The sequence below is a fragment of the Citrobacter sp. Igbk 16 genome, from assembly GCF_028069755.1.
Classification (GTDB): domain Bacteria; phylum Pseudomonadota; class Gammaproteobacteria; order Enterobacterales; family Enterobacteriaceae; genus Citrobacter.
Genome location: NZ_JANEWJ010000007.1, coordinates 1 through 21,438, shown reverse-complemented (window position 1 = coordinate 21,438; position 21,438 = coordinate 1). Strand labels below are relative to the sequence as shown.

General features: G+C 51.5%; 23 protein-coding genes and 1 tRNA gene. 15 read left to right on the top strand and 9 right to left on the bottom strand.

From position 1 onward, the window contains the following. The first annotated feature begins 156 nt into the window (after positions 1-156). From frdA to frdD, 4 genes are read left to right on the top strand one after another with little or no spacing between them, the layout of a single operon-like run. Positions 157-1,947, top strand: a complete 1,791-nt coding sequence (gene frdA / locus NNO03_RS06855) for a fumarate reductase (quinol) flavoprotein subunit (protein ID WP_003830519.1) — start codon at positions 157-159, stop codon at positions 1,945-1,947. Then, complete coding sequence (gene frdB / locus NNO03_RS06850; RefSeq protein WP_137384014.1) at positions 1,940-2,674, top strand: fumarate reductase iron-sulfur protein; 735 nt, start codon at positions 1,940-1,942, stop codon at positions 2,672-2,674. The genes frdA and frdB overlap by 8 nt, the downstream gene beginning before the upstream one ends. A 10-nt stretch (positions 2,675-2,684) precedes the next feature. Then, positions 2,685-3,080 (top strand): fumarate reductase subunit FrdC, encoded by a 396-nt coding sequence (gene frdC / locus NNO03_RS06845; protein ID WP_048212908.1) that lies wholly within the window; start codon positions 2,685-2,687, stop codon positions 3,078-3,080. 10 nt (positions 3,081-3,090) lie between these two features. Then, on the top strand, positions 3,091-3,450 hold the full coding sequence (frdD, locus tag NNO03_RS06840; RefSeq protein ID WP_048212909.1) for a fumarate reductase subunit FrdD: 360 nt from the start codon (positions 3,091-3,093) through the stop codon (positions 3,448-3,450). A 41-nt stretch (positions 3,451-3,491) separates the two neighbouring features. Here the strand turns inward: frdD and ampR are convergent, their stop codons facing one another. Next, a complete protein-coding gene (ampR, locus tag NNO03_RS06835) occupies positions 3,492-4,367 on the bottom strand; it encodes a LysR family transcriptional regulator AmpR (protein ID WP_271449196.1) in 876 nt (291 codons plus the stop codon). A 131-nt stretch (positions 4,368-4,498) separates the two neighbouring features. On the opposite strand from ampR, the gene blaCMY reads away from it, so the two are divergent. Continuing rightward, positions 4,499-5,644, top strand: coding sequence for a CMY-2 family class C beta-lactamase (gene blaCMY / locus NNO03_RS06830; protein ID WP_271449148.1), 1,146 nt, complete (start codon positions 4,499-4,501; stop codon positions 5,642-5,644). A gap of 93 nt (positions 5,645-5,737) precedes the next feature. Next, on the top strand, positions 5,738-6,271 hold the full coding sequence (locus NNO03_RS06825) for a lipocalin family protein (RefSeq protein ID WP_202039898.1): 534 nt from the start codon (positions 5,738-5,740) through the stop codon (positions 6,269-6,271). Here NNO03_RS06825 and sugE read toward each other — a convergent pair. After that, the gene (gene sugE, locus NNO03_RS06820; protein WP_000118520.1) at positions 6,268-6,585 is read right to left on the bottom strand and encodes a quaternary ammonium compound efflux SMR transporter SugE; all 318 of its coding nucleotides are present in this window, start codon (positions 6,583-6,585) and stop codon (positions 6,268-6,270) included. The genes NNO03_RS06825 and sugE overlap by 4 nt on opposite strands. A 259-nt stretch (positions 6,586-6,844) precedes the next feature. Between sugE and NNO03_RS06815 the strand changes: the two genes are divergently transcribed. Next, positions 6,845-7,444: a LuxR C-terminal-related transcriptional regulator gene (locus tag NNO03_RS06815; protein ID WP_271449147.1), complete on the top strand. Its 600-nt coding sequence runs from the start codon at positions 6,845-6,847 to the stop codon at positions 7,442-7,444. Positions 7,445-7,474: 30 nt separating this feature from the next. Here the strand turns inward: NNO03_RS06815 and ecnB are convergent, their stop codons facing one another. From ecnB to efp, 3 genes are all read right to left on the bottom strand, one after another. After that, on the bottom strand, positions 7,475-7,621 hold the full coding sequence (gene ecnB, locus NNO03_RS06810) for a lipoprotein toxin entericidin B (protein WP_003025482.1): 147 nt from the start codon (positions 7,619-7,621) through the stop codon (positions 7,475-7,477). Positions 7,622-7,728: 107 nt separating this feature from the next. Then, positions 7,729-7,863 (bottom strand): lipoprotein antitoxin entericidin A, encoded by a 135-nt coding sequence (gene ecnA, locus NNO03_RS06805; RefSeq protein ID WP_040232999.1) that lies wholly within the window; start codon positions 7,861-7,863, stop codon positions 7,729-7,731. A gap of 99 nt (positions 7,864-7,962) precedes the next feature. Next, complete coding sequence (gene efp, locus NNO03_RS06800; protein ID WP_005120972.1) at positions 7,963-8,529, bottom strand: elongation factor P; 567 nt, start codon at positions 8,527-8,529, stop codon at positions 7,963-7,965. 40 nt (positions 8,530-8,569) lie between these two features. Here efp and epmB point away from each other — a divergent pair, with 40 nt between their 5' ends. Continuing rightward, a complete protein-coding gene (epmB, locus tag NNO03_RS06795) occupies positions 8,570-9,598 on the top strand; it encodes an EF-P beta-lysylation protein EpmB (RefSeq protein WP_271449146.1) in 1,029 nt (342 codons plus the stop codon). Positions 9,599-9,716: 118 nt separating this feature from the next. On the opposite strand, the gene NNO03_RS06790 is transcribed toward epmB, so the two are convergent. From NNO03_RS06790 to NNO03_RS06780, 3 genes are all read right to left on the bottom strand, one after another. Continuing rightward, positions 9,717-10,070: a DUF4156 domain-containing protein gene (locus tag NNO03_RS06790; protein ID WP_137384019.1), complete on the bottom strand. Its 354-nt coding sequence runs from the start codon at positions 10,068-10,070 to the stop codon at positions 9,717-9,719. A 252-nt stretch (positions 10,071-10,322) separates the two neighbouring features. Then, a complete protein-coding gene (groL, locus tag NNO03_RS06785) occupies positions 10,323-11,966 on the bottom strand; it encodes a chaperonin GroEL (RefSeq protein ID WP_137384020.1) in 1,644 nt (547 codons plus the stop codon). A gap of 43 nt (positions 11,967-12,009) precedes the next feature. Beyond that, positions 12,010-12,303, bottom strand: coding sequence for a co-chaperone GroES (locus tag NNO03_RS06780; RefSeq protein WP_005120976.1), 294 nt, complete (start codon positions 12,301-12,303; stop codon positions 12,010-12,012). A gap of 275 nt (positions 12,304-12,578) precedes the next feature. On the opposite strand from NNO03_RS06780, the gene yjeH reads away from it, so the two are divergent. Beyond that, positions 12,579-13,826, top strand: a complete 1,248-nt coding sequence (gene yjeH, locus NNO03_RS06775) for an L-methionine/branched-chain amino acid transporter (protein ID WP_271449145.1) — start codon at positions 12,579-12,581, stop codon at positions 13,824-13,826. Positions 13,827-13,873: 47 nt separating this feature from the next. Here yjeH and NNO03_RS06770 read toward each other — a convergent pair whose 3' ends face one another. Next, positions 13,874-14,353 carry an FxsA family protein gene (locus NNO03_RS06770; protein WP_005120978.1) on the bottom strand — a complete coding sequence of 160 codons (480 nt, stop codon included), beginning with the start codon at positions 14,351-14,353 and terminating at the stop codon, positions 13,874-13,876. Between the two features lie 337 nt (positions 14,354-14,690). Here NNO03_RS06770 and aspA point away from each other — a divergent pair, with 337 nt between their 5' ends. The 6 genes from aspA to NNO03_RS06740 all read left to right on the top strand — a co-directional run bounded on the left by aspA (position 14,691) and on the right by NNO03_RS06740 (position 20,686). After that, positions 14,691-16,127: an aspartate ammonia-lyase gene (gene aspA / locus NNO03_RS06765; RefSeq protein ID WP_048212919.1), complete on the top strand. Its 1,437-nt coding sequence runs from the start codon at positions 14,691-14,693 to the stop codon at positions 16,125-16,127. A 114-nt stretch (positions 16,128-16,241) separates the two neighbouring features. Next, positions 16,242-17,543, top strand: a complete 1,302-nt coding sequence (gene dcuA, locus NNO03_RS06760) for an anaerobic C4-dicarboxylate transporter DcuA (RefSeq protein WP_271449144.1) — start codon at positions 16,242-16,244, stop codon at positions 17,541-17,543. Between the two features lie 125 nt (positions 17,544-17,668). Beyond that, positions 17,669-18,016, top strand: coding sequence for a divalent cation tolerance protein CutA (gene cutA / locus NNO03_RS06755; protein WP_003025447.1), 348 nt, complete (start codon positions 17,669-17,671; stop codon positions 18,014-18,016). Further along, a complete protein-coding gene (locus NNO03_RS06750; protein WP_271449143.1) occupies positions 17,992-19,701 on the top strand; it encodes a protein-disulfide reductase DsbD in 1,710 nt (569 codons plus the stop codon). Before cutA ends, NNO03_RS06750 begins: the two co-directional genes overlap by 25 nt. A 36-nt stretch (positions 19,702-19,737) precedes the next feature. Continuing rightward, complete coding sequence (locus tag NNO03_RS06745) at positions 19,738-20,313, top strand: transcriptional regulator (protein ID WP_271449142.1); 576 nt, start codon at positions 19,738-19,740, stop codon at positions 20,311-20,313. A 297-nt stretch (positions 20,314-20,610) separates the two neighbouring features. After that, positions 20,611-20,686: transfer RNA gene (locus NNO03_RS06740), tRNA-Phe, on the top strand. Positions 20,687-21,438 lie beyond the last annotated feature (752 nt).

Genomic DNA, 21,438 nt, shown 5'->3' with positions numbered 1-21,438 from the left:
CTAAAAAAATCGAACACGTCAAATTTCCCTCACATCCCTAAGACTATACTATTGTACCTATAAAGGAGCAGTGGAAACGCGTTCATAACCTGTTTGAATCCGATTAAGCATCTGAATTCGGGCGGGGATGAAATAACAACAATCTGGAGGAATGTCGTGCAAACCTTTCAAGCCGATCTTGCCATTATAGGCGCCGGTGGCGCGGGATTACGTGCTGCAATTGCTGCCGCACAAGCAAATCCCAACGCTAAAATCGCACTGATCTCAAAAGTGTACCCAATGCGCAGCCATACCGTTGCTGCCGAAGGCGGCTCTGCTGCTGTCGCGCAGGATCATGACAGCTTTGACTACCATTTTCACGATACGGTAGCAGGCGGAGACTGGCTGTGTGAGCAGGATGTCGTGGATTACTTTGTCCACCACTGCCCAACTGAAATGACGCAGCTGGAACAATGGGGCTGCCCATGGAGCCGTCGTGAAGACGGTAGCGTCAACGTACGTCGCTTCGGCGGCATGAAAATCGAGCGTACCTGGTTTGCCGCGGATAAAACCGGCTTCCACATGCTGCATACGCTGTTCCAAACTTCTTTGCAGTTCCCGCAGATTCAGCGCTTTGATGAACACTTCGTTCTGGATATCCTGGTTGACGACGGTCATGCTCGCGGCCTGGTCGCCATGAACATGATGGAAGGCACCCTGGTACAAATCCGTGCTAACGCCGTCGTGATGGCAACGGGCGGTGCGGGTCGTGTTTACCGTTACAACACCAACGGCGGCATCGTAACCGGCGACGGTATGGGCATGGCGCTGAGCCACGGCGTTCCGCTGCGTGATATGGAATTCGTTCAGTATCACCCAACCGGTCTGCCTGGTTCCGGTATCCTGATGACTGAAGGCTGCCGTGGTGAAGGCGGTATTCTGGTCAACAAAAATGGCTACCGCTATCTGCAAGATTACGGCATGGGCCCGGAAACTCCGCTGGGTGAGCCGAAAAACAAATACATGGAACTCGGTCCGCGTGACAAAGTTTCTCAAGCTTTCTGGCACGAATGGCGTAAAGGCAACACCATCTCCACCCCACGTGGCGATGTCGTTCACCTCGACCTGCGTCACCTCGGCGAGAAAAAACTGCTCGAACGTTTACCGTTCATCTGCGAACTGGCGAAAGCCTACGTGGGTGTTGATCCGGTTAAAGAACCGATCCCGGTACGCCCGACCGCACACTACACCATGGGCGGTATCGAAACCGATCAGCACTGCGAAACCCGTATTAAAGGTCTGTTCGCGGTGGGTGAATGTTCCTCTGTTGGTCTGCACGGTGCTAACCGTCTGGGCTCCAACTCTCTGGCGGAACTGGTGGTCTTTGGCCGTATGGCGGGTGAGCAGGCTGCAGAACGTGCTGCAACGGCTGGCGCTGCAAACAGTGCCGCGCTCGATGCCCAGGTTGCTGGCGTTGAAAAACGTCTGAAAGATCTGGTTAACCAGGAAGGTAACGAAAACTGGTCTAAGATCCGCGACGAAATGGGTCTGTCTATGGAAGAAGGTTGCGGTATCTACCGTACACCGGAACTCATGCAGAAAACCGTTGATAAGCTGGCTGAGCTGCAGGAACGCTTCAAGCGCGTACGTATCACTGATACCTCCAGCGTCTTTAACACCGACCTGCTGTACACCATTGAACTGGGTCACGGCCTGAACGTTGCCGAATGTATGGCGCACTCCGCGCTGGCACGTAAAGAATCCCGCGGCGCGCACCAGCGTCTGGATGAAGGCTGCACCGAGCGTGACGACGTTAACTTCCTCAAACATACCCTCGCCTTCCGCGATGCTGACGGCACGACTCGCCTGGAATACAGCGACGTGAAAATCACCACTCTGCCACCAGCTAAACGTGTATACGGTGGCGAAGCGGAAGCAGCCGATAAGAAGGAGAAGGCGAATGGCTGAGATGAAAAACCTGAAAGTTGAGGTGGTGCGCTATAACCCGGAAACCGATACCGCGCCGCACAGTGCTTTCTATGAAGTTCCTTATGATGAAACCACGTCTCTGCTGGATGCGTTGGGCTACATCAAAGATAACCTGGCACCGGACCTGAGCTATCGTTGGTCCTGCCGTATGGCAATCTGCGGCTCTTGCGGCATGATGGTCAACAACGTGCCGAAGCTGGCGTGCAAAACCTTCCTGCGTGATTACACCAGCGGTATGAAGGTTGAAGCGCTGGGCAACTTCCCGATTGAACGCGATCTGGTCGTCGATATGACGCACTTCATCGAAAGTCTGGAAGCGATCAAGCCGTACATCATTGGTAACCCGCGTACTCCGGATCAGGGTCCAAACACCCAGACTCCGGCGCAGATGGCGAAATATCATCAGTTCTCCGGTTGCATCAACTGTGGTCTGTGTTACGCCGCGTGTCCGCAGTTCGGCCTGAACCCTGAGTTCATTGGACCGGCTGCAATTACGCTGGCGCATCGCTATAACGAAGATAGTCGCGACCACGGTAAGAAGGAGCGTATGGCTCAGTTGAACAGCCCGAACGGCGTTTGGACCTGTACTTTCGTGGGCTACTGCTCCGAAGTCTGCCCGAAACACGTCGATCCGGCTGCGGCCATTCAGCAGGGTAAAGTTGAAAGTTCAAAAGACTTTCTTATCGCTACCCTGAAACCACGCTAAGGAGTGCATGATGACGACTAAACGCAAACCCTATGTGCGGCCGATGACGTCCACCTGGTGGAAAAAGCTGCCATTTTATCGCTTTTACATGCTGCGCGAAGGCACGGCAGTTCCGGCAGTCTGGTTCAGTATTGAACTGATTTTCGGCCTGTTTGCTCTGAAGCATGGTGCTGAGTCCTGGATGGGCTTTGTCGGCTTTTTGCAAAACCCGGTGGTGGTCATCCTCAATCTGGTTGTTCTGGCTGCAGCGCTGCTGCATACCAAAACCTGGTTTGAACTGGCGCCGAAAGCCGCCAACATCATCGTAAAAGACGAAAAAATGGGGCCAGAGCCGATCATCAAAGGTCTCTGGGTAGTTACTGCGGTTGTGACCGTAGTCATACTGTATGTAGCCCTGTACTGGTAAGGAGTCCGGGATGATTAATCCAAATCCAAAACGCTCTGACGAACCTGTATTCTGGGGTCTGTTTGGTGCAGGTGGTATGTGGGGCGCAATCATTGCGCCGGTAGTGGTTCTGCTGGTTGGTATTATGCTGCCGCTGGGTCTGTTCCCGGGCGATGCGCTGAGCTATGAGCGCATTATGGCATTTGCCCAGAGCTTCATCGGACGCGCATTTCTGTTCCTGATGATCGTTCTGCCGCTGTGGTGTGGTTTACACCGTATGCACCACGCTATGCATGACCTGAAAATCCACGTGCCTGCTGGCAAATGGGTATTCTACGGCCTGGCTGCCATCCTGACCGTTGTAACAGCGATTGGCATTCTGACTATCTAATCGCAGTTGCTACCTATTAGGCCCGCCACTGGCGGGCCTTTTTATTTGTGCACAACGCCGGTCAACCAGCGGGAAAAATCACGCATCGCAGGCGTCTCCGGACGGGATTGCAATCGCGTAATCCAGTAACTTCCCAAATCAATCTGCGTTAAAAACGGTTGTACGATACGCTCACTGTTCAGCAAATGCGTGAACATTCTGACGGGAGCAATCGCCACCCCCAGCCCTGCCTGCGCCGCTTCAAGCATCGTGACGGACGAGTCAAACACGATCACATTGTGCGTTGGTGAAGGGGGAGCCTCTCCGGCCGCCTGCATCCACAGCGCCCATTCATCACGACGATACGATCGTAATAGCGGAAATTTCAGGATATCTGCAGGCGTCTGAATCTGAAAGGCCAGATCGGGTGAACAAAGTGGAGACATCAGCGCGCTACATAAATATTGCGCATCGGTATCGTGCCAGGCTCCACCGCCATAGCGAATGGTATAATCCAGGCCTTCGGCGGCAGGATCAACACGGTTATTATGCGTGGAAAGCTGTAAATCGATATGCGGATAACCCCGTTTAAAATCGTGTAGAAGTGGGAAAAGGCACCCCACCGCAAAAGTGCCCACCACACCAATTTTCAGTTTTTCCTGAGCCTGGTTACCAGCAAAACGGTCTAACATCGCCGCCATACGATCGAAGGAATCATTAAGTACAGGTAACAGACTTTCACCTTCTGTCGTGAGCATCAGTCCCCGTGAAACGCGGATAAAGAGCTGACAATTCAGCTGTTGCTCCAACGCTTTCACATGCTGGCTGATAGCAGAATGCGTTACATTCAGCTCAATTGCTGCGCGGGTAAAGCTGAGATGCCTGGCGGCCGCTTCAAAAGCCCGCAGAGAATTAAGTGGGATATAGCTACGCGTCATCATCTTTCCTGTTAGAAAAACTTATATCTGCTGCTAAATTTAACCGTTTGTCAACACAGTGCAAATCAAACAAACTTGTCGCGTCTGATGGGCCCGGACACCCTTTCGCTTTTTATTACGGAAATGATTTCATGATGAAAAAATCGTTATGCTGCATGCTGCTGATGGCCGCTTCTTTCTCAACGTTTGCCGCCTCGAACACAGAACAACACATTGCCGATATCGTTAACCGCACCATCACACCGCTGATGAAAGAACAGGCCATTCCGGGTATGGCCGTGGCCGTTATCTACCAGGGAAAACCGTATTATTTTACCTGGGGTAAAGCTGATATCGCCAATAATCGCCCGGTCACACAGAATACGCTGTTTGAGCTAGGTTCAGTCAGTAAGACCTTCAATGGCGTGCTGGGTGGCGATGCGATCGCCCGCGGCGAAATCAAACTCAGCGATCCGGTCACCCAGTACTGGCCGGAACTCACAGGCAAACAATGGCAGGGCATTCGTCTGCTGCACTTAGCCACATACACGGCTGGTGGCCTGCCGCTTCAGGTCCCCGACGAGGTGACGGATAAAACCGCATTACTGCACTTTTATCAAAACTGGCAACCTCAGTGGGCCCCAGGCGCTAAACGTCTCTATGCTAACTCCAGCATTGGTCTGTTTGGCGCACTGGCGGTGAAACCCTCAGGAATGAGCTACGAAGAGGCGATGACCAGACGCGTCCTGCAGCCATTAAAACTCGCACACACCTGGATTACCGTTCCACAGAACGAGCAACGGGATTATGCCTGGGGCTATCGCGATGGTAAGCCCGTACATGTTTCGCCGGGCCAGCTTGATGCCGAAGCGTATGGTGTGAAATCCAGCATTATGGATATGGCACGCTGGGTTCAGGCCAATATGGACGCCAGCCACGTACCGGAGAAAACCCTGCAGCAGGGCATCCGGCTCGCACAGTCACGTTACTGGCGCATTGGTGAGATGTACCAGGGCTTAGGCTGGGAAATGCTGAACTGGCCAGTAAAAGCAGAGACGATTATCAACGGCAGCGACAGTAAAATCGCTCTGGCGGCGCTTCCGGCCGTTGAGGTAACCCCACCAGCCCCCGCAGTAAAAACCTCCTGGGTACATAAAACAGGTTCGACTGGCGGATTTGGTAGTTATGTAGCTTTTATTCCGGAGAAAAATCTGGGCATCGTGATGCTGGCCAATAAAAGCTACCCGAATCCTGCTCGCGTCGACGCGGCCTGGCGCATCCTTGAAAAACTGCAGTAACCGGCGTTGAGGTCCGATCCGTCGGGCCTCCTTTCTTCCACGTCTTTTCCTGCTGTCATCTACACTTAACAAAAATACAGCAAGGAATATCCCATGCGCATTCTGCCTGTCGTTGCTGCAGTCACGGCTGCATTTCTGGTAGTGGCTTGCAGTTCACCTACGCCGCCCAAAGGCGTTACTGTTGTAAACAACTTTGATGCCAAACGTTATCTTGGCACCTGGTATGAGATCGCGCGGTTCGACCACCGCTTTGAACGTGGGTTGGATAAAGTTACTGCAACCTATAGCTTGCGCGATGACGGTGGGATCAACGTCATCAACAAAGGCTACAACCCGGACCGAGGCATGTGGCAAAAAACGGAAGGCAAAGCCTATTTCACCGGCGATCCTGGACGGGCTGCTCTTAAGGTCTCGTTCTTCGGTCCCTTCTATGGCGGATATAACGTGATTGCACTCGACCGGGAGTATCGCCATGCGCTGGTCTGTGGCCCGGATCGCGACTATCTGTGGATCCTCTCTCGCACCCCAACGATTTCAGATGAGATGAAACAGCAGATGCTGGCAGTCGCGACCCGGGAAGGGTTTGAAGTGAACAAGTTGATTTGGGTAAAACAGCCAGGCGCTTAGTGGGTGCTGAGCTTCAGGCCAATAATGCCGGCAACAATCAACCCCAGGCTGAGCAGACGCGCCGGGCTGGCTGATTCACCCAATAGCAGAATGCCGGTAATGGCTGCCCCTACCGCGCCAATCCCGGTCCAGACGGCATAAGCCGTACCAACTGGCAGCGTTCTCATCGCCCAGGAAAGCATAGCGATACTGACGATCATCGCCGCAATGGTGATAATACTTGGCGTTAAACGGGTAAAACCGTGGGTATATTTCAGACCAATCGCCCAGACAACTTCAAGCAGGCCCGCGATAAGTAAAACGATCCAGGACATAACAGGCTCCAGAACACTATGGGGCCGTCCCCGGGTGAAAGATGCGTTTGCAGGTCGTCCCGCAAAGCGGATGTATGAAATGGCATTTTTGCCCGGGAGAAAATGAATTTCAACCTTTTTATTCATTGCTTACTTAAAGCAAGAATTAAGCCCAATTAGAGGCGTAGTTCCCGCATTTGGCTCACATTGGACTTCTCTATGATGGGGAGCTTTCTGAACTCAGGAAGCCGTTTGATCCTCTTCTGAATGCGAAAGGTTTATGCTTAAAATTTTAGTGATTGACCGGTGCCACTTCACCCGCATAGGGATAGAGGCCTTGCTTAATCATTCTGGTATGTTCAACTCTTCATTTCTGGTGTCAGGGATTAATAATCTGATGTTGGCTAAAGAGCATATTTTGCAGTGGAAGCCACATCTGGTAATCGCAGATTTATGTAGTTTTCTCAGCGATATTCACTCCAGCCCCCCTATCGCACCCTTTTTTATGAGCTGTGGCGCCATCCCGCTGATTTTACTACAATCAGGCGACCGATCGCATAACCCAATCGATCCCCCTCACTCTGCCGTTCACTCGACATTGTCCAAACATATCACACTGCATGATCTTTCACGCACGATCCAGGATGCGCTACAGATCCGCCCCGTATTAGATACACCTAAAAATGCCACACCGCTGCTTACACCACAGGAAGAGAAGGTACTGTCGTTGTGGATGGATGGCGTTGATAACAATGCAATAGCCGCCACGCTCTGCATTCATGGTAAGACGGTGTACACCTATAAGCGAAATATCCGTATGAAGCTACACCTGGGGAACCGATTTTCACCGTTTCTCTCTCTACCTGAGAAGATGAATTAACGGTACGACTGTGCGTCGTACCGTTCATAGTTATTGCTGAGCCTTTGTCGCTGCGCCAGAAATGGCGCTACCGCCCTCAGAAATATCCTGACCTACGCCTCGCGTCGTATTACACGCCGTTAATACGGAAGAAAGTACCAACACAGAAAAGATCGCAGCAATTGTCTTCTTAACCATAACGTCTTCCTTTTCTAGCCAATATTGTTTGTGTATAGCTACTTAATAATAGACAAGATCCGGGGGGGTGACGGATAAACGACCGTTTTTAAGACAATATGAGGGGACTAGCTGGCAGCGTGAGAAATTGAATTACCAAGATGTTTGATATCTTCACCAAAACCGCGCGCCGTATTACAGCCCGCCAGGAGGGTGCTGGTGAAAAGGATAAGCATTACAAGACCGAGAAGACGTTTCATCATTCCTGCCCTGGAAAAGTATGGCGCAGCAACCTGCACCAACATCTTAAAAATACGCAAAATCATTCAGGCCGCCTGATGCAGCCTGAAAGATGAAGAATATTACTTCACGCGGGATACGTATTCACCAGAGCGGGTATCCACTTTGATGACTTCGCCGATCTGTACGAACAGCGGAACTTTAACCACTGCACCGGTGGACAGCGTCGCTGGTTTACCACCAGTACCTGCAGTGTCACCTTTCAGACCTGGGTCAGTTTCAATGATTTCCAGCTCAACGAAGTTCGGCGGGGTCACGGAGATAGGCTGACCGTTCCACAGGGTCACGATGCACTCAGCCTGATCCAGCAGCCATTTAGCGCTATCACCTACCGCTTTCGCGTCAGCAGCAAGCTGTTCGAAAGTGGAGTTGTTCATGAAATGGTAGAACTCACCGTCGTTGTACAGGTAAGTCAGGTTCATATCTACAACGTCTGCGCCTTCTGCGGAGTCGGTGGATTTGAAGGTTTTCTCTACACGAGTACCGGTCAGCAGGCGGCGCAGCTTAACGCGTGCAAATGCCTGACCTTTACCCGGCTTAACGAATTCACTGGCTTCAACCGCATAAGGTTCGCCATCCATCATGATTTTAAGACCGGCACGAAAATCGTTGCTATAGTAAGTCGCCATAAGGCCCTCTGAAATTGTTAACTGGTAGCTAAGCCACAAAATGGCGCATATTGTAACCCTAAACACCCCATCCAGAGAAGATTGGTTAGTACAACTTGCCGATGTTCTCACCGATCCGGATGAACTATTACGTCTTTTGAATATAGACGCTGATGAAAATTTGCTCGCTGGTCGTGAGGCAAAACGTCTTTTTGCCCTTCGCGTGCCGCGATCGTTTATCGCACGCATGGAGAAAGGCAACCCCAACGATCCGCTACTGCGTCAGGTGCTTACCTCGCAGGATGAATTCGTTGCCGCCCCCGGATTCTCTACCGATCCACTGGAAGAGCAGCACAGCGTCGTTCCTGGATTGCTGCATAAATATCGCAACCGGGCGTTGTTGCTGGTAAAAGGCGGATGTGCGGTAAACTGCCGCTATTGCTTCCGTCGCCACTTCCCGTATGCCGAGAACCAGGGGAATAAACGCAACTGGCAGGTGGCGTTAGATTACATCGCCGCGCACCCTGAGCTGGATGAGATTATTTTCTCCGGTGGCGATCCCCTCATGGCTAAGGACCACGAGCTTGACTGGTTACTCACGCAACTGGAGGCCATTTCACACATTAAGCGTCTGCGAATTCACAGCCGCTTGCCCATTGTGATCCCGGCTCGCATTACTGAAGGATTAGTCGATCGTTTTGCACGATCTTCTCTGCAAATTCTGCTGGTGAATCACATTAATCACGCGAACGAAATTGATGAGACATTTCGTCAGGCGATGGCCAGCTTGCGTAAAGTGGGGGTCACATTGCTTAACCAAAGCGTCCTGCTGCATGGCGTGAACGACAACGCACAAACTCTGGCAAACCTGAGCAATGCATTGTTTGATGCGGGCGTGATGCCCTATTACCTGCATGTTTTGGATAAAGTGCAGGGAGCCGCTCACTTTATGGTGAGTGACGATGAAGCGCGTAAAATCATGCGAGAGCTGCTGACGCTTATTTCAGGCTATATGGTCCCAAAACTGGCGCGCGAAATTGGCGGTGAGCCAAGTAAAACGCCGTTGGATTTGCAATTACGACAGCAGTAACCCCTGTGAGTGCCCTGTTCAGGGACACTCCGTGCTGTGCTTATCAGGCCTACGTTTACTGATACCTGTAGGCCGGATAAGACATGTCAGCCTCGCCAGCCGGCATCAACAGCATCTATCAGTTAGGGCACTTATAAACCTGGCCATTCATCTCGCTGGCGGTCGGGACAAAACTGGAGAGCATTCCCTGAGATGGGCTGCTGACACCATAAATCACGTTACCGCCCATTGCAGCGGCCTGGTTACGCAGATCGTTCGCTGCGCCACGCATAGAGCCACCTTCTTCGCCATGCTGACCAGAAAGCCAGTTGCTCTGTTTACCGGTCGCAGTGCCGAGCAGTTGACACTCAGCACCAGGCTTATCTTCAACAAAGCGAACGCTTTGTCCGGCTGAACTCAGTTCATTGCTGGAGCTACAACCCGCCATCAGTAGCGCGGCACCAACGATCCCTGCTAAATATTTCACGTGCATGTCATTCCCCATAATCAATTAGTTGGACCTTATGTCCGTAGCTGAATCATATACTAAAAAGATGACCAAAAGAAAAACCCCCGGACATTTCTGCCCGAGGGTTTCTCATTTTTCGCGAGATATGTATTTAATCAAATAATTCAAGTTGCAGGCAGGCGGCAAGTTCATGAATCCCCAGGAGCTTACATGAGTAAGTGACTGGGGTGAACAAACGCAGCCAACGAACCCGCGGCTTGAAGTATGAAGATTAAATTACATCATGCCGCCCATTCCACCCATACCGCCCATACCGGCAGCACCTAAGTCAGGCGCATCGCCTTTCGGCAGGTCGGTAACCATGCACTCGGTGGTGATCATCAGGCCCGCAACAGAAGCCGCGTACTGCAGAGCAGAACGGGTTACTTTGGTCGGATCCAGAATACCCATATCGATCATGTTGCCGTATTCTTCAGTTGCAGCGTTGTAACCGTAGTTACCGTCGCCCGCTTTCACGGTGTTAGCAACAACAGACGGCTCTTCGCCGCAGTTCAGAACGATTTGACGCAGCGGAGATTCCATTGCGCGCAGCGCAACTTTGATACCCACGTTCTGGTCTTCGTTCTGACCTTTCAGGCCAGCAATTTTGGATGCTACGCGGATCAGCGCTACACCACCACCAGCAACCACGCCTTCTTCTACCGCAGCACGGGTCGCGTGCAGGGCATCTTCAACGCGAGCTTTCTTCTCTTTCATTTCAACTTCGGTTGCAGCACCGACTTTGATCACAGCAACACCGCCAGCCAGTTTCGCTACGCGCTCCTGCAGTTTTTCACGGTCGTAATCAGAAGTTGCTTCTTCGATCTGCTGACGAATCTGAGTCACACGACCCTGGATTGCCGCTTCTTCACCCACGCCATCGATGATGGTGGTGGTGTCTTTGTTGATAACAACACGTTTCGCCTGACCCAGATCTTCCAGGGTCGCTTTTTCCAGCTCCATACCGATCTCTTCAGAGATAACGGTACCGCCAGTCAGGGTTGCGATATCCTGCAGCATTGCTTTGCGACGGTCGCCGAAGCCAGGTGCTTTAACTGCAGCCACTTTAACGATGCCACGCATGGTGTTAACTACCAGAGTCGCCAGCGCTTCGCCTTCAACATCTTCAGCGATGATCAGCAGCGGTTTGCCTGCTTTAGCCACGGCTTCCAGAACCGGCAGCATTTCGCGGATGTTGGAGATTTTCTTGTCAGCCAGCAGGATGAACGGCGTTTCCAGTTCTACTGCGCCAGTTTCCGGCTTGTTGATGAAGTAAGGAGACAGATAGCCGCGGTCAAACTGCATACCTTCAACCACGTCCAGTTCGTCCTGCAGACCGGTACCGTCTTCAACGGTGATCACGCCTTCTTTACCGACTTTGTCCATCGCTTCAGCGATCAGTTTACCTACGGTTTCGTCGGAGTTAGCGGAGATGGTACCAACCTGAGCAATAGCTTTAGAGTCGGAGCACGGTACGGACAGTGCTTTCAGTTCTTCAACTGCAGCAGCGACAGCTTTGTCGATACCACGTTTCAGATCCATCGGGTTCATACCCGCGGCAACAGCTTTCAGGCCTTCAGTAATGATAGACTGGGCCAGAACGGTTGCGGTGGTGGTACCGTCGCCTGCAGCGTCGTTCGCTTTAGAGGCAACTTCTTTCACCATCTGCGCGCCCATGTTTTCGAACTTGTCTTCCAGCTCGATTTCACGTGCAACAGAAACACCATCTTTAGTGATGGTCGGTGCACCGAAAGATTTATCCAGAACTACGTTACGGCCTTTTGGACCGAGGGTAACTTTCACTGCATCTGCCAGTACATTTACGCCGCGCAGCATTTTCACACGAGCGTCGTTACCGAATTTTACGTCTTTAGCTGCCATTTTCTCTTTCCCTTAAATTCGTATGTTCAGTGTCGTTCGCGGATTAGGCTTCAACAATTGCCAGGATGTCGCTTTCAGACATGATCAACACTTCTTCATTGTCGATCTTCTCAGATTTAACACCGTAGCCATCGTTGAAAATGACGATATCGCCGACTTTCACGTCCAGCGGCTGTACAGAACCGTTGTCCAGGATGCGACCCTTACCGACAGCGATGATTTCGCCACGAGTTGATTTACCTGCTGCGGAACCGGTCAGTACGATGCCACCAGCAGATTTGGATTCAACTTCTTTACGTTTGACGATCACACGATCATGTAACGGACGAATACTCATTGATAGCTCTCCTTTGAGAAAGTCTTTATCAGTTATGGGTGACGCCGGCCCGTAAACGGTATCCCGGCTAGTGACCAGAGAGATGGGGATGGGCTTTTGTGCCTTCAAGGGGGCAAGCGAAAAAAAATTTTTATCAGCAGAAAATCCCGTCAAAACACCGACACGCCTCACATTTCATAACGATTTCAGCCACGTCGTCATAAGCAAATCCTATTGTGATACCATCGAAAATCTGCGCTGTAGCCCGGTACATGGGCATAACCGGATAACAACTTATGAGCGGACTAAAACAAGAGCTGGGACTGGCTCAAGGCGTTGGCCTGTTGTCGACATCATTGTTAGGTACAGGCGTTTTCGCCGTCCCCGCATTGGCTGCGCTGGTTGCTGGCAACAACAGCCTGTGGGCATGGCCGGTGCTGATCGTTTTAGTCTTTCCGGTGGCGATTGTCTTCGCCGTACTCGGTCGCCATTTTCCCAGCGCAGGCGGTGTGGCGCATTTTGTCGGCATGGCCTTTGGCTCACGGCTTGAGCGCGTTACCGGATGGCTTTTTTTATCGGTAATTCCAGTGGGGTTACCTGCGGCATTGCACATCGCCGCAGGATTTGGCCAGGCAATGTTTGGCTGGCATGGTTGGCAGCTTCTGTTGGCTGAACTTGGCACGCTGGTATTGGTCTGGTACATCGGTTCGCGGGGTGCCAGCTCCAGCGCTAACCTGCAAACGGTGATTGCCGGACTGATCGTAGCACTGATTGTCGCCATCTGGTGGGCTGGCGAGTTGAAACCGAGTGAGATCCCCTTTCCTGCCATCGACAAGATTGAGTTTCCCGGGCTTTTTGCCGCGCTGTCGGTGATGTTCTGGTGCTTTGTTGGCCTTGAGGCGTTCGCACACCTGGCCTCGGAATTCAAAAATCCAGAACGGGATTTCCCGCGCGCCCTGATGATTGGCCTACTCCTGGCCGGTTCCGTGTACTGGGCATGTACCGTCGTTGTATTACATTTTGATGCCTACGGCGAACAGATGGCGGCGGCGGCATCGCTGCCTGAAATCGTCGTCCAACTGTTTGGCATTCAGGCCCTGTGGGTTGCCTGCATCATTGGTTATCTGGCCTGCTTTGCCAGCCTGAACATTTATATCCAAAGTTTCGCCCGTCTGGTGTGGTCGCAAGCACAATATAAACCTGAGAGCTACCTGGCTCGCCTGTCCCCTCGCCATCTTCCGAGCAATGCGCTAAACGCCGTATTGGGTTGCTGCGTCGTCAGTACCTTGTGCATCTATATGCTGCAAATCAATCTCGACGCGTTAATCGTCTACGCTAACGGCATCTTTATTATGATTTATCTGCTATGCATGCTGGCAGGGTGTCGATTGCTAAAAGGACACTATCGCGTGCTGGCGATAGTGGGGGGGCTACTGTGCCTACTGCTGCTGGCGATGGTCGGCTGGAAGAGTCTGTATGCGTTGATTATGCTGGCGGGGTTATGGCTGTTTTTACCGAGCCGGAAAATGGCGGAGGCCAAATAATCAGTAAAAAAAGCCCGGTGTCACGAACGCTTACCGGGCCTACTGGGTCAGTCACGGCGATCGTCATCTTTATGATCAAGGCGGTTACGATCGTCATCTTTGCGCTGAAATTCACCGTCAAAGGTATCACCACCGCCAGTTCCGGCACTAAATCCACCACCTGGCATACGCGAAAAACGCAAATGCGGCAGTAACTTCATGGTCAAATGTTTCTGCACTGGTGGTAATAAAAGAAGAAGACCGAGGAAATCGGTGAAGAAACCAGGCAACACCAACAGCAAGCCGGCGATAATCAACGACACGCTCTTGATCATTTCTGCAGCCGGACTTTCACCTGCTGCCATTTTCTGTTGCATCAGTAAAAAGTTCTTAAACCCTTGGTTACGAACCAGAGACATACCGATAACCGAGGTAAAAATAACCAAAATCAGGGTCATCAGGACACCCAGCACATGGGCGACCTGGATAAAAATAGATATCTCTATGTAAACATAGAGAAAAATGGCAAGTAATGGTATCCAGCGCAAAGGGCTCTCCTGTTGAAAACAGTCGTTTTCACCAACAACTGTTCGAAAATTGTGTGACTTGCATCACTCTAATATTGTGGTGATTAGCAAAATTTCAAGCTGCTTGTACACTAATATTTGGTGTTAATCCTAAAGGGGTGATCTATTTCACAGAATAATAAATAAGGGGTAAATTCCACGTTTTAAGTGATCCAGATTACGGTAGAAATCCTGAACCAGCATATGATCTCGGGTATCAGACCGATGCAGGGGATAATCGTCGGTCGAGAAACAATCGAAATCACATATATCCTGTGTGTTTAGTCAAATCATTGGCAGCTTGAAAAAGAAGGTTCACATGTTAAACAACATTCGTATCGAAGAAGACTTGTTGGGTACCAGGGAAGTTCCAGCGGACGCTTACTATGGTGTTCACACTCTGAGAGCGATTGAAAACTTCTACATTAGCAACAACAAAATCAGTGACATTCCTGAATTTGTTCGCGGCATGGTAATGGTTAAAAAGGCAGCGGCACTGGCCAACAAAGAGCTGCAAACTATTCCTAAGAGCGTGGCAAATGCCATCATCGCGGCGTGTGATGAAGTCCTGAATAACGGAAAATGCATGGATCAGTTCCCGGTAGATGTTTACCAGGGTGGTGCGGGTACCTCCGTCAACATGAACACCAACGAAGTGCTGGCCAATATCGGTCTGGAACTGATGGGTCACCAGAAAGGTGAATATCAGTACCTGAACCCGAACGACCACGTCAACAAATGTCAGTCTACCAACGACGCTTACCCGACCGGTTTCCGTATCGCTGTTTACGCATCCATCATCAAACTGATTGATGCTCTTAACCAGCTGCGTGAAGGCTTCGAGCAAAAAGCTGTTGAATTCCAGGACATCCTGAAAATGGGTCGTACCCAGTTGCAGGATGCTGTACCGATGACCCTCGGTCAGGAATTCCGTGCTTTCAGCGTACTGTTGAAAGAAGAAGTGAAAAACATTGGACGTACCGCTGAGCTGCTGCTGGAAGTTAACCTCGGCGCAACTGCAATCGGTACGGGTCTGAACACACCGAAAGAGTACTCTCCGCTGGCAGTGCAAAAACTGGCTGAAGTGACCGGTTTCGCCTGCGTTCCGGCAGAAGACCTGATTGAAGCAACCTCCGACTGCGGCGCATACGTTATGGTGCATGGTGCACTGAAACGTCTGGCTGTGAAAATGTCCAAAATCTGTAACGACCTGCGTTTGCTCTCCTCTGGTCCACGTGCCGGCCTGAATGAGATCAACCTGCCGGAACTGCAGGCGGGTTCTTCTATCATGCCAGCAAAAGTGAACCCGGTTGTTCCAGAAGTTGTAAACCAGGTTTGCTTCAAAGTCATCGGTAACGACGTTACTGTTACCATGGCATCTGAAGCAGGCCAGCTGCAGCTGAACGTAATGGAACCGGTTATCGGCCAGGCAATGTTCGAATCTATCCACATTCTGAGCAACGCTTGCTACAACCTGCTGGAAAAATGCGTTAGCGGCATCACTGCTAACAAAGAAGTGTGTGAAGCATTCGTTTATAACTCCATCGGTATCGTCACCTACCTCAACCCGTTCATCGGTCACCACAACGGCGACATCGTCGGTAAAATTTGTGCCGAAACCGGTAAGAGCGTGCGTGAAGTTGTCCTGGAGCGCGGTCTGTTGACCGAAGCAGAACTGGACGATATCTTCTCTGCACAGAACCTGATGCACCCGGCTTATAAAGCAAAACGTTATACTGATGAAAGCGAACAGTAATCGTGTAGGGTAGTACCAGAGAAGGCACGTCAGATGACGTGCCTTTTTTCTTGCACCAAGTTACTTAAAAACAACAATTTAATATCAACTTGTTAAACAACAAGGAAGGCTAATATGATAGTTTTAGAACTTATCATCGTTTTGCTGGCAATCTTTTTAGGTGCCAGACTTGGGGGTATCGGTATTGGATTTGCAGGTGGGCTGGGTGTTCTGGTTCTCGCCGCTATTGGCGTAAAACCGGGTAATATTCCGTTCGATGTTATTTCCATTATCATGGCAGTTATCGCTGCTATCTCTGCCATGCAGATTGCTGGTGGTCTGGACTATCTGGTCCATCAAACTGAAAAACTGCTGCGTAAGAACCCGAAATACATCACGATCCTTGCACCGATCGTGACCTATTTCCTGACTATCTTCGCGGGTACCGGCAACATCTCTCTGGCAACGCTGCCAGTTATCGCTGAAGTCGCGAAGGAGCAAGGGATCAAACCTTGCCGTCCGCTCTCTACTGCCGTGGTTTCTGCACAGATTGCGATTACCGCATCACCTATCTCTGCGGCCGTGGTTTACATGTCTTCCGTAATGGAAGGTCATGGTATCAGCTACATTCACCTGCTGTCAGTGGTCATTCCGTCCACCCTGCTGGCTGTGCTGGTGATGTCCTTCCTGGTCACCATGCTGTTCAACTCCAAACTGTCTGACGATCCGATTTATCGTAAGCGTCTGGAAGAAGGTTTGGTTGAGCTGCGCGGTGAAAGACAAGTTGAAATCAAAGCCGGTGCGAAAACCTCCGTATGGCTGTTCCTGCTCGGTGTGGTTTGTGTCGTCGTTTACGCCATCGTCAACAGCCCAAGCCTCGGTCTGGTTGCTAAGCCGCTGATGAACACCACCAACGCCATTCTGATCATTATGCTGAGCATCGCGACGCTGACGACAATCATCTGCCGCGTTGAAACTGACTCCATCCTGAACTCCAGCACCTTCAAAGCAGGTATGAGTGCCTGTATTTGTATCCTGGGTGTTGCATGGCTGGGTGATACCTTCGTATCTCACAACATTGACTGGATCAAAGATACTGCAGGTAGCGTAATTCAGGGTCATCCGTGGCTGCTGGCCGTCATCTTCTTCTTTGCTTCTGCACTGCTGTATTCTCAGGCTGCAACGGCTAAAGCACTGATGCCGATGGCTCTGGCACTGAACGTTTCTCCACTGACCGCTGTAGCGTCTTTCGCTGCGGTTTCTGGCCTGTTCATTCTGCCTACCTACCCAACGCTGGTTGCGGCGGTTCAGATGGATGACACCGGTACTACCCGTATCGGTAAATTCGTCTTTAACCATCCGTTCTTCATCCCAGGTACGCTGGGTGTGGTTCTGGCTGTCTGCTTCGGCTTCTTGCTGGGTAGCGTCATGCTGTAAGTTTTACCTGCGGGGTGCTTATGCATCCCGCAGTTCCTCCCCGCCTCGCTTTAACTAACATCCTTCCCTCGTCCGTTGTATAGTTACCGTTCTCTTGCTGGTTACTCTGTTATTTCGAGGTGTTTATGCTTGATGTAAAGAGTCAGGATATTTCCATCCCCGATACCGTTGTGGTGCTTTGTACCGCCCCGGATGAAGCAACGGCCCAGGATCTGGCAGCCAAAGTGCTGGCAGAAAAACTGGCCGCCTGCGTGACTCTGCTGCCCGGTGCAACGTCTCTCTATTATTGGGAGGGTAAGCTGGAGCAGGAATATGAAGTCCAGATGATTTTAAAAACCACCGTCACGCACCAGCAAGCACTTCTCGATTGCCTGAAGTCTCATCATCCGTATCAAACCCCTGAACTTCTGGTTTTACCCGTCACTCACGGAGACTTTGATTACCGCTCATGGCTCAACGCATCCTTACGCTGATCCTGCTGCTATGCAGCACATCCACTTTTGCCGGATTATTTGATTCGCCTGGCCGCTCGCAGTTTGTTCCTGCTGACCGGGCATTTATTTTTGATTTTCAGCAAAACCAACATGATCTGAACCTCTCATGGCAGGTAAAAGACGGCTACTACCTGTACCGCAAACAGATAAGCATTACGCCATCACAAGCCGATATTGCCGAGGTAAAGCTACCGCCAGGCGTCTGGCATGAAGATGAGTTTTACGGCAAAAGCGAAATTTACCGTAAGCAGTTGAACGTTCCGGTAGCGATCAATCAGGCCGCATCTGGAGCAACGCTGACCGTCACTTACCAGGGCTGTGCCGATGCCGGATTTTGCTATCCGCCGGAAACCAAAACCGTTCCACTCAGCGAAGTCATGGCTCGTACAGATGCGACGCCTGCACCAACGCCTGTTACAGTCGCCCCGGAAGAACAATCACAACCAGCCGCCCAACTCCCCTTTTCCGCACTGTGGGCATTGCTGATCGGGATTGGCATTGCCTTTACCCCTTGTGTACTGCCGATGTATCCACTGATTTCCGGGATCGTACTCGGTGGTAAACAACGCTTATCAACCGGGCGTGCGCTGCTGCTGACCTTCATCTACGTACAGGGAATGGCGCTCACCTACACTGCTCTGGGTCTGGTTGTTGCGGCTGCCGGGCTACAGTTCCAGGCCGCGCTACAGCATCCCTATGTACTGATTGGGCTTGCCATTGTCTTTACGCTGCTGGCCTTGTCGATGTTCGGCTTGTTCACATTACAACTCCCTTCCTCACTGCAAACACGTCTGACATTGATGAGTAATCGCCAGCAAGGCGGTTCTCCGGGCAGCGTATTTACAATGGGAGCGATTGCTGGACTGATCTGTTCCCCTTGCACCACGGCACCACTGAGCGCGATTTTGCTGTATATCGCTCAGAGCGGGAATATGTGGCTGGGAGGCGGTACGCTGTATCTGTACGCACTGGGGATGGGATTACCCCTGATGCTGATTACCGTATTTGGCAACCGCCTACTGCCAAAAAGTGGCCCATGGATGGAACAGGTCAAGACTGCTTTTGGTTTCGTCATCCTTGCGCTTCCCGTCTTTTTACTCGAGCGGATTATCGGCAATGATTGGGGCATTCGCCTGTGGTCACTGCTTGGCGTGGCATTCTTTGCCTGGGCGTTCATCACCAGTCTGCAGGCAAAACAAGGCTGGATGCGTATCGTGCAGATTGTCCTGTTAGCTGCAGCGCTGGTAAGTGTACGACCATTGCAGGATTGGGCATTTGGTGCGTCGCATGCCCAAACCCAGACGCACCTGAACTTCGCCCCAGTGACATCGGTGGACGAGTTAAATCAGGCACTGGAGCGAGCCAGAGGCAAGCCTGTCATGTTGGATTTGTATGCTGACTGGTGTGTTGCTTGTAAAGAGTTCGAGAAGTACACCTTCAGTAGCCCACAGGTGCAACACGCGCTGGGCGATACGGTGCTGTTGCAGGCGGATGTCACCGCAAACAATGCACAAGATGTCGCACTTCTTAAACATTTACAGGTATTAGGGCTGCCGACAATTCTGTTCTTTGATGCCCAGGGTAAAGAGCATCCGCAAGCACGGGTAACGGGCTTTATGGATGCATCGACCTTTAGTGCGCATTTGCGTGATCGCCAACCGTGAGCGACACTTGCAAAAGGAAATACGGAGGAGAATACCGTGCAACGTGAAGATGTCCTGGGAGAAGCCCTGAAATTACTTGAGGTTCAAGGGATAGCCAATACCACACTGGAAATGGTGGCTGAGCATGTCGATTATCCACTTGATGAACTGCAACGCTTCTGGCCTGATAAAGAGGCCATTCTGTACGATGCCTTGCGTTACCTCAGCCAACGGGTGGATATCTGGCGGCGTCAGCTTTTGCTGGATGACACGCTGAGTGCTGAGCAGAAACTACTGGCACGCTATAACGCACTGTCCGAATGCGTGAGTAATAATCGCTATCCCGGTTGCCTGTTCATCGCTGCCTGCACGTTTTATCCCGATCCTGGCCATCCTGTCCATCAGTTAGCTGATCAGCAGAAAAAAGCTGCACATGACTTCACACATGAGCTGCTGACGACACTGGAAGTTGATGACCCGGCCATGGTCGCCAAACAGATGGAACTGGTGCTGGAGGGCTGCCTGAGTCGCATGCTGGTTAAGCGCAGCCATGCTGATGTAGAAACAGCACATCGTCTGGCCGAAGATATCCTGCGTTTTGCTCAGTGTCGTCAGGGTGGCGCACTCACCTAAACGAGCATTCCTTTCCGGCGCACGGCTAAAACCGCACCATCTTCACGGTGGTGCGAAATGTTCTGTTATTCACCTTGTCTTACCATGCACCCACGCAGCTGGAATCAGCAAAAACCACCGTACTTAGCACGCAATACATGTCACCATGGTTGTGCCCCCTTACACCTGGATTATCAGGGATAATTTGTGCAAACTTCAGGCAAAAACACACAGATTGCCGTAATATTAAGCGGTTGAGCAGCTTTTCCTGAAATTTGATTGACTGGCATGCGCGAATACGGTTTAATGCGCCCCGTTGCCCGGATAGCTCAGTCGGTAGAGCAGGGGATTGAAAATCCCCGTGTCCTTGGTTCGATTCCGAGTCCGGGCACCACTATTTAAAGAACCCAGCCTATGGCTGGGTTTTTGCTTTTATAGCCTCTGATCTTTCTAAAGCAATCACAACCCCTCTCAACCCCCCATCTCACTGCGTAAATCCTACATCGATACAAAACTGTTAGATTCAACAACTTAAAAGGATGACCGTACCCACTACTGAAGGTGGGATACGGATAACAGGGCAGGTTTTTACAGTTGTAGATCGGATAAGGCGGGACGCCGCATCCGGCAAAATGCCGCCGGGAGTGCCTGATACGTGTGCTTATCAGGCCTACCTTGTGGTGCCGTTGTAGGCCGGATAAGGCGATACGCCGCATCCGGCAAAATGCCACCGGGAGTGCCTGATGGTCCAGACAGTTGTAGGCCGGATAAGGCGGGACGCCGCATCCGGCAAAATGCCATCGGGAGTGCCTGATGCGCTGCGCTTATCAGGCCTACAACATACATTCAGTCCGGTGCATCCGGCGGTTTTCACCCCGCACAGACGCAAAAAAGCCCATCCGGCAGGATGGGCTTCTTCACTTATTTGATGCCTGGCAGTTTATGGCGGGCGTCCTGCCCGCCACCCTCCGGGCCGTTGCTGCGCAACGTTCAAATCCGCTCCCGGCGGATTTGTCCTGCTCAGGAGAGCGCTCACCGACAGACTGCAGATAAAACAAAAGGCCCAGTCTTTCGACTGAGCCTTTCGCTTTTATTTGATGCCTGGCAGTTCCCTACTCTCGCATGGGGAGACCCCACACTACCATC